This window comes from Aestuariivirga sp., assembly GCF_047600585.1.
Lineage (GTDB): Bacteria > Pseudomonadota > Alphaproteobacteria > Rhizobiales > Aestuariivirgaceae > Aestuariivirga.
This window is the reverse complement of record NZ_JASGKP010000001.1, coordinates 168,842-183,653: the sequence shown is the minus strand read 5'-3', so window position 1 is coordinate 183,653 and position 14,812 is coordinate 168,842. Positions and strand designations below refer to the sequence as shown.

General features: G+C 58.8%; 16 protein-coding genes. 5 read left to right on the top strand and 11 right to left on the bottom strand.

Annotation, left to right across the window (positions count from 1 at the left end):
• Window positions 1-6: 6 nt before the first annotated feature.
• The 4 genes from QM801_RS00825 to QM801_RS00810 are packed head-to-tail and all read right to left on the bottom strand — an operon-like array spanning window position 7 to window position 4,053.
• Window positions 7-828 carry an ABC transporter permease gene (locus tag QM801_RS00825; RefSeq protein ID WP_415017316.1) on the bottom strand — a complete coding sequence of 274 codons (822 nt, stop codon included), beginning with the start codon at window positions 826-828 and terminating at the stop codon, window positions 7-9.
• Window positions 825-1,727 (bottom strand): ABC transporter permease, encoded by a 903-nt coding sequence (locus tag QM801_RS00820; protein WP_415017315.1) that lies wholly within the window; start codon window positions 1,725-1,727, stop codon window positions 825-827. Before QM801_RS00820 ends, QM801_RS00825 begins: the two co-directional genes overlap by 4 nt.
• Window positions 1,714-2,847, bottom strand: coding sequence for an ABC transporter ATP-binding protein (locus tag QM801_RS00815; protein ID WP_415017314.1), 1,134 nt, complete (start codon window positions 2,845-2,847; stop codon window positions 1,714-1,716). Before QM801_RS00815 ends, QM801_RS00820 begins: the two co-directional genes overlap by 14 nt.
• Window positions 2,848-2,868: 21 nt before the next feature.
• Complete coding sequence (locus QM801_RS00810) at window positions 2,869-4,053, bottom strand: ABC transporter substrate-binding protein (RefSeq protein ID WP_415017313.1); 1,185 nt, start codon at window positions 4,051-4,053, stop codon at window positions 2,869-2,871.
• A gap of 136 nt (window positions 4,054-4,189) precedes the next feature.
• Between QM801_RS00810 and QM801_RS00805 the strand changes: the two genes are divergently transcribed.
• Both QM801_RS00805 and QM801_RS00800 read left to right on the top strand, forming a co-directional pair.
• Complete coding sequence (locus QM801_RS00805) at window positions 4,190-4,960, top strand: DeoR/GlpR family DNA-binding transcription regulator (RefSeq protein ID WP_415017312.1); 771 nt, start codon at window positions 4,190-4,192, stop codon at window positions 4,958-4,960.
• Window positions 4,961-4,987: 27 nt separating this feature from the next.
• Window positions 4,988-5,653: a class II aldolase/adducin family protein gene (locus tag QM801_RS00800; RefSeq protein ID WP_415017311.1), complete on the top strand. Its 666-nt coding sequence runs from the start codon at window positions 4,988-4,990 to the stop codon at window positions 5,651-5,653.
• Between the two features lie 762 nt (window positions 5,654-6,415).
• Here the strand turns inward: QM801_RS00800 and hutX are convergent.
• From hutX to QM801_RS00765, 7 genes are read right to left on the bottom strand one after another with little or no spacing between them, the layout of a single operon-like run.
• A complete protein-coding gene (hutX, locus tag QM801_RS00795) occupies window positions 6,416-6,913 on the bottom strand; it encodes a heme utilization cystosolic carrier protein HutX (protein WP_415017310.1) in 498 nt (165 codons plus the stop codon).
• Window positions 6,913-7,251 carry an antibiotic biosynthesis monooxygenase family protein gene (locus tag QM801_RS00790; protein WP_415017309.1) on the bottom strand — a complete coding sequence of 113 codons (339 nt, stop codon included), beginning with the start codon at window positions 7,249-7,251 and terminating at the stop codon, window positions 6,913-6,915. The genes hutX and QM801_RS00790 overlap by 1 nt, the downstream gene beginning before the upstream one ends.
• Before the next feature lie 12 nt (window positions 7,252-7,263).
• Window positions 7,264-8,193 carry a TonB family protein gene (locus QM801_RS00785; RefSeq protein WP_415017308.1) on the bottom strand — a complete coding sequence of 310 codons (930 nt, stop codon included), beginning with the start codon at window positions 8,191-8,193 and terminating at the stop codon, window positions 7,264-7,266.
• Complete coding sequence (locus QM801_RS00780) at window positions 8,190-8,411, bottom strand: ExbD/TolR family protein (RefSeq protein WP_415017307.1); 222 nt, start codon at window positions 8,409-8,411, stop codon at window positions 8,190-8,192. Before QM801_RS00780 ends, QM801_RS00785 begins: the two co-directional genes overlap by 4 nt.
• The gene (locus tag QM801_RS00775) at window positions 8,389-8,646 is read right to left on the bottom strand and encodes a biopolymer transporter ExbD (RefSeq protein ID WP_415017306.1); all 258 of its coding nucleotides are present in this window, start codon (window positions 8,644-8,646) and stop codon (window positions 8,389-8,391) included. The genes QM801_RS00780 and QM801_RS00775 overlap by 23 nt, the downstream gene beginning before the upstream one ends.
• A complete protein-coding gene (locus tag QM801_RS00770; protein WP_415017305.1) occupies window positions 8,643-9,311 on the bottom strand; it encodes a MotA/TolQ/ExbB proton channel family protein in 669 nt (222 codons plus the stop codon). The genes QM801_RS00775 and QM801_RS00770 overlap by 4 nt, the downstream gene beginning before the upstream one ends.
• Complete coding sequence (locus QM801_RS00765) at window positions 9,311-11,254, bottom strand: TonB-dependent hemoglobin/transferrin/lactoferrin family receptor (protein WP_415017304.1); 1,944 nt, start codon at window positions 11,252-11,254, stop codon at window positions 9,311-9,313. Before QM801_RS00765 ends, QM801_RS00770 begins: the two co-directional genes overlap by 1 nt.
• A 296-nt stretch (window positions 11,255-11,550) precedes the next feature.
• On the opposite strand from QM801_RS00765, the gene QM801_RS00760 reads away from it, so the two are divergent.
• The 3 genes from QM801_RS00760 to QM801_RS00750 are packed head-to-tail and all read left to right on the top strand — an operon-like array spanning window position 11,551 to window position 14,324.
• On the top strand, window positions 11,551-12,456 hold the full coding sequence (locus tag QM801_RS00760) for a heme/hemin ABC transporter substrate-binding protein (protein WP_415017303.1): 906 nt from the start codon (window positions 11,551-11,553) through the stop codon (window positions 12,454-12,456).
• Window positions 12,457-12,463: 7 nt separating this feature from the next.
• The gene (locus tag QM801_RS00755) at window positions 12,464-13,522 is read left to right on the top strand and encodes a FecCD family ABC transporter permease (RefSeq protein WP_415017302.1); all 1,059 of its coding nucleotides are present in this window, start codon (window positions 12,464-12,466) and stop codon (window positions 13,520-13,522) included.
• Window position 13,523: 1 nt separating this feature from the next.
• Window positions 13,524-14,324 carry a heme ABC transporter ATP-binding protein gene (locus tag QM801_RS00750; protein WP_415017301.1) on the top strand — a complete coding sequence of 267 codons (801 nt, stop codon included), beginning with the start codon at window positions 13,524-13,526 and terminating at the stop codon, window positions 14,322-14,324.
• Window positions 14,325-14,812: the final 488 nt, after the last annotated feature.

Sequence of the window (14,812 nt, the reverse complement as noted above, 5' to 3'; positions counted from 1 at the left end):
CGTCGCTCAAGTGCCGCGATAACCGAACTTCAGAATTCCGGTGCGCATCAGCACGTACATGGCGGCAAATATGGTGAAGACCAACGCGTTGGTCATCGCCGCGATGGCGAAAAGCTCGGGCCCTAGGCCGAAGCGTAGCGATCCCCAAGCCACCGACGGCAGCGTTGGGATGGCACCAAGATTGTAGAACGAAATCTCGAGATTGTTGAATGCCAGAATAAAGCTGATGAGGAAGGCGCCGAAAATACTCGGCCAAATGGTAGGGAGTGTTACCTCCCAGAAACAACGGAGCGGGCGGGCTCCGAATACCATTGCCGCGTCGTCCATCTGCCAGTCGTAACGCACCAGTTGCGACAGGATGATGAGAAAGGAGAATGCCACGCCCTCCACCGCATTGGCAGCAATGGCCGACAGAAGGTTGCCGGACAGGCCAAGAACGCGGGCATTGAAGGCGAGAGAGGAAATCCCGATCAGGAGTTCGGCGACAAAGAGGGGGGACAGGAAGACGATGAAGAGCACAGTCCGCATCCGAGTGGGATAGCGGAGAAGGCCGATCACCGCGGCAGTGGCAATTGCCGTCGACACGATTCCGCTTCCGATGCCAATCTTGAGGCTGTTGAGAAAGGCATCGTGGTAAAGGGAATCATCGAAAACGTTGACGTAAGCCTGCAAAGTGAAATCCGGCGGGAACGGCCAGACGATATCCTTCGAGAAGGACGCATATACGACATAGGCAATCGGCGAATACAGGAACACATAAAGCAGGCAGAGCGCCACCATCATCACCCACTTCCGATAAGCCGTTCCCTCCAATGCCTTGGCTGTCATCGCCCTGGTCCCGTAAAGCCGCTGCGGCGCGGATTGACACTCATTCCCATGATGACCACCACGGCGCAGGACGCGAAGAAGAGAACGACACTCATCGCAGAACCGAGCGCCCAGGTCCCCGTCTCGCCAAACTGTTGTCCAAGACTCATGCCGAAGGATGTTGCCTTGGGCCCGCCGAGGAAGCGGGGTGTGACTGCGGAGGCCAGACACGGGATGAAGACAAGGATGAGGCCGATCGCTGTGCCAATCCAGTTCAAGGGCCACGTCACTTCAATGAAGGCGCGGAACGGTCCCGCACCATTGATCTTTGCTGTTTCGAGAAGTGCGAATTCGAAATTCACCAGAGACAGATAGATGGCCGTGACCATGAAGGGCATGAAAAGATAAACATGGCCGAGCGTTGCAGCCACCGGAGTGTACATCAGCGCCTGAATGGGGTTGAGACCCATCATCCCCAGTCCCATGTTGATCAATCCGCCAGGACCGAGGATGCCCTGAAGGGCCGCGATGCGCAGAATAACCCCGGTGAAAAAGGGGGCCGCGAGCAGCAGTACGAGCAGCAGGCGGTAGCGCCCCCCGTGGCGGGCAATGAAATAGGCGACAGGCCAGGCATAGAAAAGACAGATCACGGCGGTGACGGCAGCTCCCAAGATGGAGCGCAACAGAAAGACGCGATACGCGGGCTCACGGAAGAGCACTCGGTAGTTGTCGAGATTCCAGTCCATGTAGAGCTCGTAGCTCTCGGTTTTCCAGAAGCTGAACACGACAATCGCGAGAAGCGGCAGCAGCAACGTGCAAATGATGAACACCACACCAGGCGCGATCAACAGGACAGCAGGGGGTAACTTGACCCCTTTCGCCGCTGGAGTGGCGAGCGGAGAAATGTCAGGCGCCGTCACGGAAACACGCCCCGGCCTCGTGAGGCCATTCCGCGATCACATCCTGCCCGATCTGTGCGTCGGTCTCGCGCAGCGATCCGCTGGCCACGAGTTCGCATCCATGATCGAGCGCGAGGATGAAGTTGGCAGTCTGACCTTTGAAGATGATGTCCCGGAGTTTCCCCGCGATGAAGTTCTGCCCCTTCCGCTCAATGGGTGTCTTGCGCTGCCCCGTCACCTTCACGTCTTCGTACTTGATCGAGTAGCGCACGATGTCGCCCTTTGCGAAGGAGCCTTTGCGTGGAACGCTAAGGGTATGTCCTTGCCAGTTGATCACCAGCTTCTCGCCCTCGTCGCCCAATACTGTCGCAACGAGGTGGTTCGACTGCCCTACGAAGGATGCGACAAAGGACGTCGCCGGCCGCTGATAAACTTCGACCCGTGGCGCCACTTGCTCAAAAACCCCGTTGTGCATGACAGCGATCCTGTCGCTCATCGTAAGGGCTTCTTCCTGATTGTGGGTGACATAGATAAAGGGGATTGCGAGTTCCTTCTGATAGCGCCTGATCTCGACTTCCATCTCTGCGCGGAGTTCCCGGTCGAGATTTGCTAGCGGTTCATCGAGCAGAAGCAGGGTCGGTCGCGAGATCAGTCCCCTTGCGAGGGACACGCGTTGCTGCTGGCCGCCGGACAACTGGTTGGGATAGCGGTCTTCGAGGCCTTTCAGCTTCAGCAGCCCCAGCGCCCATGAAAGCCGCTCTCCACACTCCGTCTTTCCAAGACCCTGCATGCGCAGCGGGAAGATGATGTTTTCCGCGACGGTCTTGTGAGGGAACAGCAGAAAATTCTGGAAGACCATGCCGATGCGACGGCGGTAAGGCGGAAGCCGGGTGACATCCGTTCCACCGACCATCACCGCCCCGCGGTCAGGCAGTTCCAGCCCCGCAATGATGCGAAGCAATGTTGTCTTGCCGGATCCGCTCGGCCCAAGAAGGGAAAGGAACTCGTCCTGCCTCACTGCGAGTTCGATCCCGTCGACGGCACGCACTGGTCCAAAGTGTTTGCTCACGCCATTCAGGGAGAGCGAGACGGGCGGTTCGGCCGGTCTCACATCTCCCGCGCTCTGATCCAGACCTCTCATGTCGCCAGCCGGGCCTGCCGATCAGGACGCTTCGACATCCGACCAGATCCGCTCCCACTTCTCGGGGGAAGAGGGCTGGTCAAACATGTGGAGCTGACTTGCCTCGGCGCTTCTGTTCTGGAAGTAGAGTTCGGACTCATCAGGCGTAAGGATGGACCGCACATCGACGACTCCTCCATAACCGGTGGACCGCACGACCCTCGCATAGTTTTCCTTTTGGAGGAACAGGTTGATCCAGGCATGGGCCAGCTCTGTCCGCTCCGGATCCGCTTCCGAGCTGATCATCCAGGTGTCAACCCAACCGAGACCACCCTCCTTCGGCTTCAACACGTGCTGGACTTCGAAGGGCAGTTTTCCGTCGCGTTTCAGCACGGTGAGGTGGCGGTAAGTTTCGGCAAACTCGGGCGCCGCCCAGACGGAATTTGCGCGCATCAGACGGTCCAGGGAATCGTAGTCCTGGTAGCGCGTGAGAAGCAGCTTCTTCTGCTCGATCAGCAGCCGCTTTGTTTCTTCCAATTCTGCATCGGTGAGCTGATAGGGATTGAACGGCTTGCCGTCGGGACGTGGCTGGTCCTTGGTGCCCATACGCGTGGCGGCGAGTATGCCCATCAGCGCGATATTCTCTTCGAAGCGTGAGTTGGTGGCGAAGTGTCCGCCATACTTGGCATTGAGGAGAAGGTCGATCGAACCAACGTCTTCCGGTGCCACTGCGCTTGTATTGACAGTGATGCCATAACCACCCCAGCAGTTGGGTGCCGCGACATTGTTCTTGCCCTCCTCGTCGGCCAGCAATTTGAAGCTGCTCGGGAGGAAATCCGGAAAGACGCCACTGATATTCGGGATTTTGGTGTAGTCCACCGCTTTGGTGAGCCCTTGACGGAAATAGAGACGGGGCCAGAAGCCGTCGGCCATAACCATGTCGAAATCCTTGGTGCCACCCACCTTCAATTTATTGAAGGCCTCCGAATTTCCGTCGAAGAAGGTCGGCGCGAATTTGGCCCCGGTCGTCTTTTCGAATTCGTCGATGATCTCCTTGATTGCGTAGGGCTGCCACATAAGCAACCGCAATGTCGGGGTGGCCGCGCGAGCGGGAGCGACAAACGGTGCAAAGGGTCCGAGTGCGGTAGCACCAAGCACCGCGGCTCCAGACTTCAGGAGGTGCCGGCGATTGAGTGAATTCAAACGTCCTTTCAGTGCCTTGGGCATTTTTCAGCTCCTTCCCTTGATGATGTTCTTGTTTTCAGTTCACAACGTATACAACAATATTGCTACCAATTGCAAGAAAATGCTATAAACTGCACAATATCGCAAACACCCGACACAGGGGAGGAGAGCCGTCACCGTGCTTGCAGAAGAACGTCAAAAGCAGATTCTATCGCTGGTCCAATCCCACCGTTCGATCTCCATCACCGACATCCAGCGCAGCCTGAACGTTTCGCGGGAAACCATTCGCCGCGATCTGCTGACGCTGGCCGAGCAGCGCAAATTGCGAAAAACACATGGTGGGGCGATTTCTCTCGAAAGTACCGAGCCCGAAATGGCCGTGCGTCAGACCACGAATGTTGAAGGCAAGCGCGCCATAGGGCTGTTGGCTGCCAGCATGATTCCAGACGGAGCATCCGTAATCCTGGCAAGCGGCACGACCATGCAGAGCGCTGCTGATGCACTGCAGGGCCGGCAGTCGCTCACCATCTTCACCAACTGCATCGCCAGCGCCCTCAAGCTTTCAGGGCGCAACAGGAACAGGATTCATCTCCTTGGGGGTGAGATCCAGTCGCAGAACCAGGCCTGCCTCGGACGCGACGCGACAGAGATGCTTTCAAATTATTTTGCTGATTTTGTACTGGTCGGCGCAGGCGCAATCGCGCCCAACGGATGCATCATGGACTTCAGCCGGGAGGAAGCCGAACTCCACAGCCTCATGGTCCGATCGGCCCAAACTGTCATTGTTGCTGCTGATCATCAAAAATTTGGGCGTTACGCGCCCGTGCGGGTCGAAAGCCTCGACAAGGCGCACTACCTCGTGACCGACAGGGAACCGAACCGGGAAATGGCAGAGGTATTGTCGCCGCTTGCCGTCGACGTTCTCGTTGCAAACCCAAAATCAATCTGACTCCTCTTCCATCAACCGGAGAACACCATGAAAGACGATGAAACCATTCGTCGCGAAATCATCGCGACCTGCAACTTTATGAACGACAAGGGCATCAACCAGGGCACCTCTGGCAACATCAGTGTGAGGGTGGACGGCGGCTTCCTGATCACTCCGTCTGGCGTGCCATATGCCGAAATGCAACCTGACGACATCGTCTTCATGAAAATCGACGCATCTCACTCAGGCACGCGCAAACCGTCGACCGAATGGCGCTTTCACCGCGACATCATGGAGAAAAAGCCAGAGGTTGGCTGCACCATTCATCTCCATTCCATGTTCTGTACCACCCTGTCGATCTTGCGGCGAGAGATTCCGGCCGTCCACTACATGATAGCGGCCGTCAATGGTCCGACCATTCCCTGTGTGCCCTATGTCACGTGGGGCACACAGGAACTGGCGGATTACATTGTCGATGCGCTCAAGGACCGTCTCGCCTGTCTCCTCGCAAATCACGGCATGGTCTGCATCGGTCCCAACCTGAAGCGCGCTGCGTGGCTGGCTGTGGAGGTCGAAGCAATTGCGGCACAATACTGGCGGGCGCTGCAGATCGGCGTGCCTCACGTCTTGCCCGATGCAGAGATTGCAAATGTAATGGAGCGGTTCAAGAGTTACGGCCAGGGCGACAGCAAGCGCAATCCAAGCTGCTGCTGAGAGGAAAGACCCGCGGAATCACTGTCACTCAGCTGACCGATCTTCCCCTGCAATGGACAAAGCCAAAACACACGCTCGGACTGGCCTGATTCTCCAAACCGCACGCCAACCGCCCGACTTCCCGTCGAGTGTTGCCGATTCAGAGTGCAAAAGCGCAGCATCTACGCCCACCAGAAGGTCCGACACCACCCGATGCGAACCAGTCTCGGCGCGGTGACGAACAAGTCTCTGTTTGGCATGCCGCCGAGACCTGGAAAAAGAACTGGAGGCCCGGAAACCGGAGCTGGAATTGTCTCCTGAAGCCCGCCTGGAGACCGCTCCAGAGACCCATCAGCTGCTCCCGGACACGAAAAAGCCCGCCAACTGCGGGCCAATCTTTAAAACCGGTGGAAATCACGTCCGTCAAAGGACTGCCTGGTGGAGCGAAGGGGGAACTCGTTAGAATTTCGCCTACCACAAATAATTCAACAACTTAGAGCATCGTCCACGATCGCTTGTGTAGAAACAAAGTGTAACAAGTCAAGATAGCTGCACTGCGTCTATGGCGCAGATCCTGTTGGATGGCCACACCAGCGCACTTGGCAGCTGAAATCTGGTTCTAGAAGGAATGCTCCCGGGTTCAAAGCGAGACGTGAAACGCAAAGTCCGACGGAGCTATAGAATATTTGCAGTTACCAGTTATCAGTTGCAGAACTGAATTCTCACGATCGAGCAAAATGTCGGAGGCAGATAAAGCTGCCGGATTGCTCTTAATCGGAATTCCTATACGTCGAGCCAAAGGCTTTCAAAAGCGAGAAGCTGCTGGGGCAGAAGCGATCTATCCTTGTCGCGTCGCACGAAGACCTTGAACATGGCATTTCCGTCCTGATTGAGGAACTGCACCGAACAGGATCGGCGGCCGTGGAAGGGCCTGTCGACCAGAGCAATCGCCTTGCAGTTGGCCACCTTGATGTGGCCGCCTATCGGGCTGTCTCCGTGGATATTGAAATAGCCATGGCCATGGCTGCCTTCTGGCAACCGTCCCGTACACTCTAGAACGATGTCTGGTGTGTGGACGATGAACAGCACTTCACCCCACGCCTGCAGTACGGCCCAGATCGCGTCAAAGCGTTCGGCGGGCAGAAGCTTCACACTCTTGTCCGGCAGGCGTTCCATCACCTGCAATAGGCTTGCGCCAGCCGTATCCGCCATAACCTCAAGGACGCCATCGGGCTTTGCCGCAATGGCCGCATCGATGCGCTCGCTTGCGACGACCGGCATCAGGCAGCACTCGGCTTCTTCGAGAATTCGCTTTGCACCGCCTCGAAGCCTTCGAATTGCGGATGCCCCACGAACACGCGCTTGGAGGTATCTCCGGCCCGGGCGTGAGCTTTGCGGAAGGCATCGGACTTCGTCCACGCCAGGAAGTCCTCTTTGCTCGCCCAGACCGTATGTGAGGAGTAAAGCACGTGGTCCTCTGCTTCAGGCCCGCGCAGGAGATGGAAGGACACAAAGCCCTCCATCTCGTCGAGATAGCTTTCGCGCTTGGCCCACACGTCCTCGAAGGCAGAGCCGTTTTCCTTGGGCACCTTGAAGCGGTTCATGGCGATATAGGTCATGTGCAGTTCTCCTCAGTTGTATTGCACGGGAACAGTGAAGCTCATGCTGGTCTGCGACATTGAAGCAGGCATGGGCGGAAAGGGTGCGGCAGCGCGGACCATGGCCAACGTCGCCTGATCGAGCATGGGGTGGCCACCACTCCGGGCGATGTGAGCGGAGAGAAGGCCACCTGACTTGCTAAGGCGGAAGCTCAACATGACTCGGCCCGACGCGCCGCCCCTGGGCGAGCGTTTGGCGGCACGGAGCTTGGCAAGCACCCGCGATTTGTAGCCAGGGTCCACGGCGGTCCCGCCACTGGCAACAGCCTTTCGGCCAGACGCAGCAGCATAGGCGCGCCTTGACGCCGCCGACTTCACTTTCGTCTGTGTCTTTCTGACGACCGGCTTCGCAGCAGTGGCGCGCGCCTGCTTTTTCTTCTTCTGCATTTCCGCTTTCTGCGGTTCAGGCGTTGGTACACTCTGTCTGAGGGGTCGAACTACTGGCAGGCTATCAGTGCGTTGATCAGGTTCGCGTAGTGCCGATTGCGGAACAGACGGAACAGCCCTCACGGCGGGAATTGATGGGGCGCCTACAGGAGCTGTGATCTCCGTGGGACCCTGCAGAACGTCCGTCGAGGGCAGTGCAGGCGTCGCGATGACAGGTGTGGGAGGTGTCGCAGATGGTGCAGGCACAGCCGGAGCCGGACGCGAAGGTTCGGGCTCTGCATGGTCCTCGACGACCGGAAGGGCCCTTTTCGGATCGACGGCCATCGCCACCTGCGGCTCGGACGCCTGCGAAGGTTCGGCCACCGGCTCGGGAGGAACTTCGAGAACCACCTCGACGGCCGGCATCGCTTCTGCATCTTCAATCACCTCACGTGCCACTGGAGCAGCACTCACTACCCACCCGGCAAAGAGGGCATGAACCGTCACCGAGACAAAAAGACCGCGCGCCGAGATCATGGCGATGCGCCCTCCGGCCTGGGTGCTGCAACGAGGCCGATCCGCGTGATTCCCGCCTTGGAAAGCGCCTCAACAACCGTGATCACCTTCTCATAGGGGACCGCCACATCGGCGCGCAGCCGCACCCGTCCCTCACGCACTGCCGCGTCAAGGCTGCTCACAAGATCCACGATGGCATCGGAGGACACGGGCCTGTCAGCGAAGTAGATTCTGGCCATCCCTCTGGATGAAGACGTCGAGAGGCTTGTCCTCCGGCGGAAGCTGTTCGAGCGCCGCCTTGGGCAGGTCGATCGGCACGCCCACCGTGAGCATTGGCGCCGCCACCATGAATATGATCAGCAGGACGAGCATGACGTCGACAAAGGGCGTGACGTTGATTTCACTGTTGAGGGAAGCGGTCTCGGGCAGCAGACTGTCCCCCGTCCCCTGCCGGGAATGAGACTGCATCATCATCTTGCCGCAGCCTCCCCGGCTCGCAGGATGAGCATTTCCTGCACAAGCTCTTCAGCCGGAACGAGGGACCGACCCACCTGTGATGTCAGGCGGTTGTAGAAAACGGCCGCGGGAATGGCCGCGAAAAGCCCAATGGCGGTCGCAAGCAGCGCCTCGGCGATGCCGGGTGCCACCACATCGAGGCTGGTGTTCTTGCTTTCGGCGATGGCGGCAAAACTGTTCATGATGCCCCACACTGTTCCGAAGAGACCGATGAACGGGCCCGCAGACGCAACTGTGGCAAGCACCGACACGCCCCTTTCCCGCTCACGTTTCAAAGTGCCAAGCAGGAGCCTTGCTCGCGCTAGGAAGCGCTCGCGCACCGCATCATGCCAGCCCGCGGAAAGCGGCGCCTCGTCATCCAGCCGCCGCATGATATGGGCCGCTCCGGTGCCACGCCGCGGCGGCACCGTGCGCGACCGGAAGGCGGACAGGGTTTGCAGATCAGTGCGGCGCTGCCACCATAGCGCGAGCGACTTTTCCACCATGATGGCCCAGCAGACAAACGACGCCACCAGAAGCCCCAGCATGATGGCCTTCACCACCGGATCGGCGTGCAGGAACAAGCTGACGAAGTCGAGACCGCCGCCCGCCCGTTCTGCTGCAATGGCGGCACCTGTCTCCATCACCGGCCCAAGCGCGTCTCGACAGTGAACATCATGCTGCGACCCGACGAATCCGTACCGTCAAGATATCGGCGATAATCTTCGTTGAAGATGTTCTCCGCATTCAGGGCGAGCTTCAGGCTGTCATTGACCTGATAGGAAGCGAAGAGGTTCACGAGGTTGTAGGCATCGGCCGGAATGCCACCCGTTGGCACGCGGTCCTGCGCGGCTACAGCGAACCAGCGAGCGCCGAGCGTAGCCTTTTCGTCAAGGAAGCGGACACCAAGCGTCGAGACAACTTTGTCGGCCGGCGCCGTCAGCAACCAGTCATCGGCCGTCTTGTCCTTACCACGGATCATGCTTGCCGCCACGCTGGCAAACATGAAGCCAGCATCATAGCTGACCTCACCCTCGACGCCCCACAGCTCAGCCTTGGCAATGTTGACATACTGGTAAGTGTCATCCGCGAGATTGGCGGGCGTACCGTTGTCGAGATACTGTGCGCCAATGTAGTCATCCACGTTGTTCCTGAAGATACCCGCGCGGATCGACAGCGCATCCTCGGCGTCCAGCACATTGCTGAACTGTCCTGTGATGCCCGCTTCGAGGTTTTCCGCAATTTCGGGCTTTAGGTCGGGATTGGGCAGGAACTGGAAGGGCGCGGGCGCCGGATGGAAGCCACCGATCATTGTTTCAGTCGTCGACGGCGCTCGGTACCCCTCGGCATAGGTGCCATAGAAATGCAGCCCCTTCAGTGCGGTGTTTTCGAATGGCTTCAAAACCAGCGTTGCCTTGGGCGAGAAGTGTGACCCGTCACTGTCCACTGTTGTGCCCGTGAGGCTATAGACATCGTAACGACCGGCCACGATCACCTGCATCCACTGTGTCACATCGACCTGATCCTGGACAAAAGCGCCGCCTGCCGTCCGCTCGCCTGAGGGCGTGAAGAGATCCGCCGTGCTGATCGGATCGACCACCTTCACATCGTCATGGAAGGCATCACCACCGATTGTCAGCACGTGCTGCAACCCGCCGGTTGAGAAGCGTGATGTATTGAAGAGATCGAAACCTACCGTATCGATGTCGAATGTCCGGTGCAGGCCGATCAGCGCCGGATTGGAAGCGGTCAACCGTTCCTGATCCTGATGGGTCGATGTCCAGTAGCTGCTGGCCGTGAAATCGATCCAGTCGTTGCCAGCGGCTTCCCAATTCAGTTTCGCGGCAAGCGTCTCGGCCTTGACCTCGTTGCCGTAGCGGCTGGTCGCAGTACCGTTTTCGAAATCGTCGGTGTTGACCAGATAGGATACGTCAAGTCGCGAGTCGGCTGTGGGTGTCAGAGACAGCTTGGCAAGGCCCGCCGCCACCTCGCGGTTACTGTCGGCCACGGTGTTGCCATCACCGTCCTCGTAGTCGCCGTTGTCGCGATAGACGATATTGCCGAGAATTCCACCATAGTCGCCGAGGCGAAGGGCGCCCGTGGTGCTCGACAAGATGGACTTGCCATTGGTATTATAGGTGACCTTTTCTGAGCCTGCGATCTCCTCGTCGTCACGCAGAAAGGACAGCGCGTCGAGCGTGTCGAAGGATACGACACCGCCGATTGCACCAGAGCCATACACATTGGCGATGGGCCCGCGGGTCACCGAGACCTGCTGGAGTTGCTCGGGCTCCAGATAGAACATGCCGTCAGCATTGTGACCCGTGCGCTGGAAGTTCTGGCGAGCGCCGTCTACGGTCACCGCCACTCGGCCGAAATCCTGTAGGCCACGGATATTGATTGCGGTCGCCGGATCATTTGCACTCTGTTCTGTGGACACACCGGGTATTGGTGCGAGCACGTCCGCGACCGTGGCATTGCCATGGCGGTCCTTTTCTTCCTTGCTCACCACGCTCACACCACCTGCAACACTACTGAGCGCCTGCTTGATCTTGAGAACAGTGACTGTGATGAGATCGAGTTCCACTGGCTCTTGGGCTTGCGCCGCCGCCGGAAGTGCCAAGAGCGCAGTGCTACAAAGCAGCGCGCAGGAAAAAGTACCAGGTCGCATGACAAGCCCCGTCAAACATGAGTTTCGGATCTTTGGGCTGGCTTGCTGGTCACTGAATTCTGATCAGTGCCCGACTTGGCTGGCAGTTTTGCGGACATATTTCGTCCGTACTTGACTCACTATCGAATCCCGACGTATTTAGTCAACAATAATTTTCGCTTACTCCAACGGGACTAGCTGATTGCCACGATCCCCCATCGAAAGGCTCAGTCATGTCCGGATTTACTATCCCTTTTTCCCGCCGCCGCCTGCTCGCTTGCGCGACGGTACTGATGGCGCCAAACGGTATGGCTGCGGCTGGTGAGATCGTTGATGCCGCTGGCCATATGGCAAAGTCATCCCATCCGAAGCGCATCGTTTCGATCGGAAGTGCGGCGACCGAGATCCTGGTGGAACTTGGATTTGCCGACCGCATTGTTGCCATCGACACTACGTCACGCGGCGTCTTGCCGGAAGGTCAGGCGCCCGACATCGGCTACATGCGTGCGCTTGCGGCGGAGGGCATCCTTGCCCAAACGCCCGATCTCATCGTGGCCACGCTGGACAGCGGCCCGAAGGAAGTGATCGACAGCCTGCGCGCCTCCGGTATTCCGCTGGCACTGCTTCCCGTCGAGCCGACGGTTGATGGCATTTTGAGCAAGATTAATCTGCTTGGCACACTACTTGACGTGCGGACCAAGGCAGATGACCTCGCCAAGCGTGTCCGTGCCCAGGCTCAGGATCTTACCACCCGCGCAGCTACAACCTCGTCAAAACCGAAAGCCCTGTTTGTCCTCGGCACAGCGACAGACCGCTTCACCGTGGGGGGCGCGGGTACCGCCGCTGATTCCGTTTTGCAAATGGCAGGTGCATACAACATTGCCCACGGTATCTCGGGATACAAACAGCTGTCACCCGAGATCGTCGCGGCCGATCCTCCGGATGTTATTGTTCTGATGGTCACTGATCCTCGCCAGGCTAGCCCGGAGAGCATTTTAACCAACCCTGCCTTAGCTGCCACGCCGGCCAGCCAGAACAGGTCTGTCATTCTCGTTGATGGCGCAGCCCTGCTGAGCTTCGGGACGCGCACGCTCGTGCAGGCCGGGAAGCTGGCAGATGCGCTGCATCCGAAGACGTGAGAATGCAATGACCGGTTCGCTGACCTTGCGACAGAGCCTGCGCCACCCGGCCAGCAGGGGACATGCTGCGAAATGGGTACTCGCCTGCCTCACCTTGGCATTCGCTGCCACGGCTGTGCTCTCCATTTCGATGGGCGCCGTACCGATTGCGCTCGGCGAAGTGCTGGCCAGCCTGTCGGGCCACGGCAGCACGCGTGACGACTTGATCGTCTGGGCCATCCGCCTACCCCGCACGGCCCTTGCCGCAAGTGTCGGAGCAGCCCTCGCGCTCTCGGGCACGCTGATGCAGGGCTTGTTCCGCAATCCCCTCGCCGATCCCGGCCTCACGGGCGTTTCCGCCGGTGCTGCCCTCGCCGCAGTAACAGTCATCGTGGCGGGGCAGCAGGTGTTCGGGACAGTCGCCATGGCGTGGTTGCCGCTTGCGGCGTTTCTCGGTGGTCTCGCCGTGACGTTGACGCTTTACGCGACCGCGACGCAGGGCGGGCGAACATCCGTAACGACCATGTTGCTCGCCGGCATCGCACTTGGTGCCATTTCGGGTGCTGCGACCGGTCTTCTCATCTTCATGGCAAGTGATCAGCAGTTGCGCGAATTCACGTTCTGGACCTTGGGAAGCCTTGCTGGCGCGACATGGCAGAAGGTCGCTTTGCTCGCAGCAGCCGTAACCCTGTCCTTCCCGGTGTGGACAAGGCTGGCCCGTGGTCTCGATCAACTGGCGCTGGGCGAGGCACAGGCTGCTTTTGCAGGTCTGTCGGTGGAACGCCTGAAGCGGGTTGCAATCGTCATCACCGCGCTGCTCACCGGCGTGAGCGTGGCAGTCTCCGGCATGATCGGATTTGTCGGCCTCGTGGTCCCGCATGTCTTGCGTCTGTGCTTCGGGCCATCCCATGGCCTGCTGCTTCCGGCGGCAGCGCTTCTGGGAGCCATCCTGCTCATTCTGGCAGACACGCTGGCCAGAACGGTAGCTGCGCCCACGGAGCTTCCCATCGGCATCATTACCGCCTGTCTCGGCGGCCCAGTCTTCCTGTGGATGCTGCTGCGAGACCGCCGACTGCAGCGAGGGTGAGATGGAAAGCGCCCTCATCCAGGCCCGGTCCGTCAACCTCACGCGTGGCGGGCGTGTTGTGCTCACTGATATTGATCTTTCCATCGGCACGGGTGAATGCGTAGCCATCATCGGACCCAATGGTGCGGGCAAGTCGACCCTGCTTCATCTCCTCGCGGGCGGGATCAGGGCCGGATCAGGCACCGTGAATTACTCGGGACAGAACCTCAATGCCTGGGGGGTATCCGGTCTTGCCCTCCGCCGGGCCGTGCTGACGCAGTCCACACACATCACTTTCCCGTTTCTGGTAGGTGAAGCACTGCTTCTTTCCGTGCCGGAAAACGCACCTCACCGGGATCTGCCGCTACTCTGCAACCGCGCACTCGCGCGCGTGGGGCTGTGCGGTTTCGAAAGCCGTCAAGTAACGGAACTCTCAGGAGGCGAACAGCAACGTGTGCATCTCGCCCGCATCCTGGTGCAGCTCTGGGCAACGCAATCCGGTCAGCCGCAGACACTCTTCCTCGATGAGCCCGTCACGGGGCTCGATCTTGCGCATCAAATGAAAACGATGGAGCTTGCCCGCAGCATGGTCGGAGAGACGCTTTCGGTCGTCGCCGTTGTACACGACATGAACATAGCGCTGCATTTTGCGACCCGTATCATCTGCCTGTCCGAAGGTCGTATTGTGGGCGACGGTGATCCCAGAGAACTTCTCACCATCGGGCTGATCGAAAAAGTGTTCGGGACAAAGGTGGAAATCTATCGGAATGACGCGGGATCCCCTGTGGTCGGGCCAGCCTGGCCTGCAGGCCATGGTACCTGACCTGCCCTTTAGACTTCCTCCAGATAGACTTGGAGCAGGCCCTGAGAAGAGACGAGAATACTACCATCTCGATCCAAAGCCACTTACGACATCAAATTGAAAGATGCAGTGGGTCTTTGAGAATGAACCCGGGTTCAATTCCCGCTAGGAAAGACGGAGTGGAGGGGGAGCTCGTAGGGCGCGCCCCATACACCGCTAAATCAATAATTTAACAGTCAGTCCAATCTCGCTTGTGTAGCATTGGTGTGTAGCAGATTCAAGTTCGCTTCGCCGACTGAATTCTTACCCGACCGCTGTCGCTTGGCAGTATGCCCGAGCGTTTTGGACTTCTTTCGGACAATTGCTAAGGCCTCACGAAACTAACCTTCTTGCCGTCACCAAGCATCCACAGATCACTCACACTGATTTACCCATGTCCCGGTAGTCTTTGCTTCAAAACTTTCCTCGAAAGAGTGCCACGCTGCTCGGACTGATTGCTCTTACTCACG

Bases quoted from the DNA above. Each gene is read 5' to 3' on its own strand.
- QM801_RS00825 (WP_415017316.1), bottom strand. From the start codon at position 828: ATGACAGCCAAGGCATTGGAGGGAACGGCTTATCGGAAGTGGGTGATG.
- QM801_RS00815 (WP_415017314.1), bottom strand. From the start codon at position 2,847: ATGAGAGGTCTGGATCAGAGCGCGGGAGATGTGAGACCGGCCGAACCG.
- QM801_RS00810 (WP_415017313.1), bottom strand. From the start codon at position 4,053: ATGCCCAAGGCACTGAAAGGACGTTTGAATTCACTCAATCGCCGGCAC.
- QM801_RS00800 (WP_415017311.1), top strand. From the start codon at position 4,988: ATGAAAGACGATGAAACCATTCGTCGCGAAATCATCGCGACCTGCAAC.
- hutX (WP_415017310.1), bottom strand. From the start codon at position 6,913: ATGCCGGTCGTCGCAAGCGAGCGCATCGATGCGGCCATTGCGGCAAAG.
- QM801_RS00790 (WP_415017309.1), bottom strand. From the start codon at position 7,251: ATGACCTATATCGCCATGAACCGCTTCAAGGTGCCCAAGGAAAACGGC.
- QM801_RS00785 (WP_415017308.1), bottom strand. From the start codon at position 8,193: ATGATCTCGGCGCGCGGTCTTTTTGTCTCGGTGACGGTTCATGCCCTC.
- QM801_RS00780 (WP_415017307.1), bottom strand. From the start codon at position 8,411: ATGGCCAGAATCTACTTCGCTGACAGGCCCGTGTCCTCCGATGCCATC.
- QM801_RS00775 (WP_415017306.1), bottom strand. From the start codon at position 8,646: ATGATGATGCAGTCTCATTCCCGGCAGGGGACGGGGGACAGTCTGCTG.
- QM801_RS00770 (WP_415017305.1), bottom strand. From the start codon at position 9,311: ATGGAGACAGGTGCCGCCATTGCAGCAGAACGGGCGGGCGGCGGTCTC.
- QM801_RS00760 (WP_415017303.1), top strand. From the start codon at position 11,551: ATGTCCGGATTTACTATCCCTTTTTCCCGCCGCCGCCTGCTCGCTTGC.
- QM801_RS00755 (WP_415017302.1), top strand. From the start codon at position 12,464: ATGACCGGTTCGCTGACCTTGCGACAGAGCCTGCGCCACCCGGCCAGC.
- QM801_RS00750 (WP_415017301.1), top strand. From the start codon at position 13,524: ATGGAAAGCGCCCTCATCCAGGCCCGGTCCGTCAACCTCACGCGTGGC.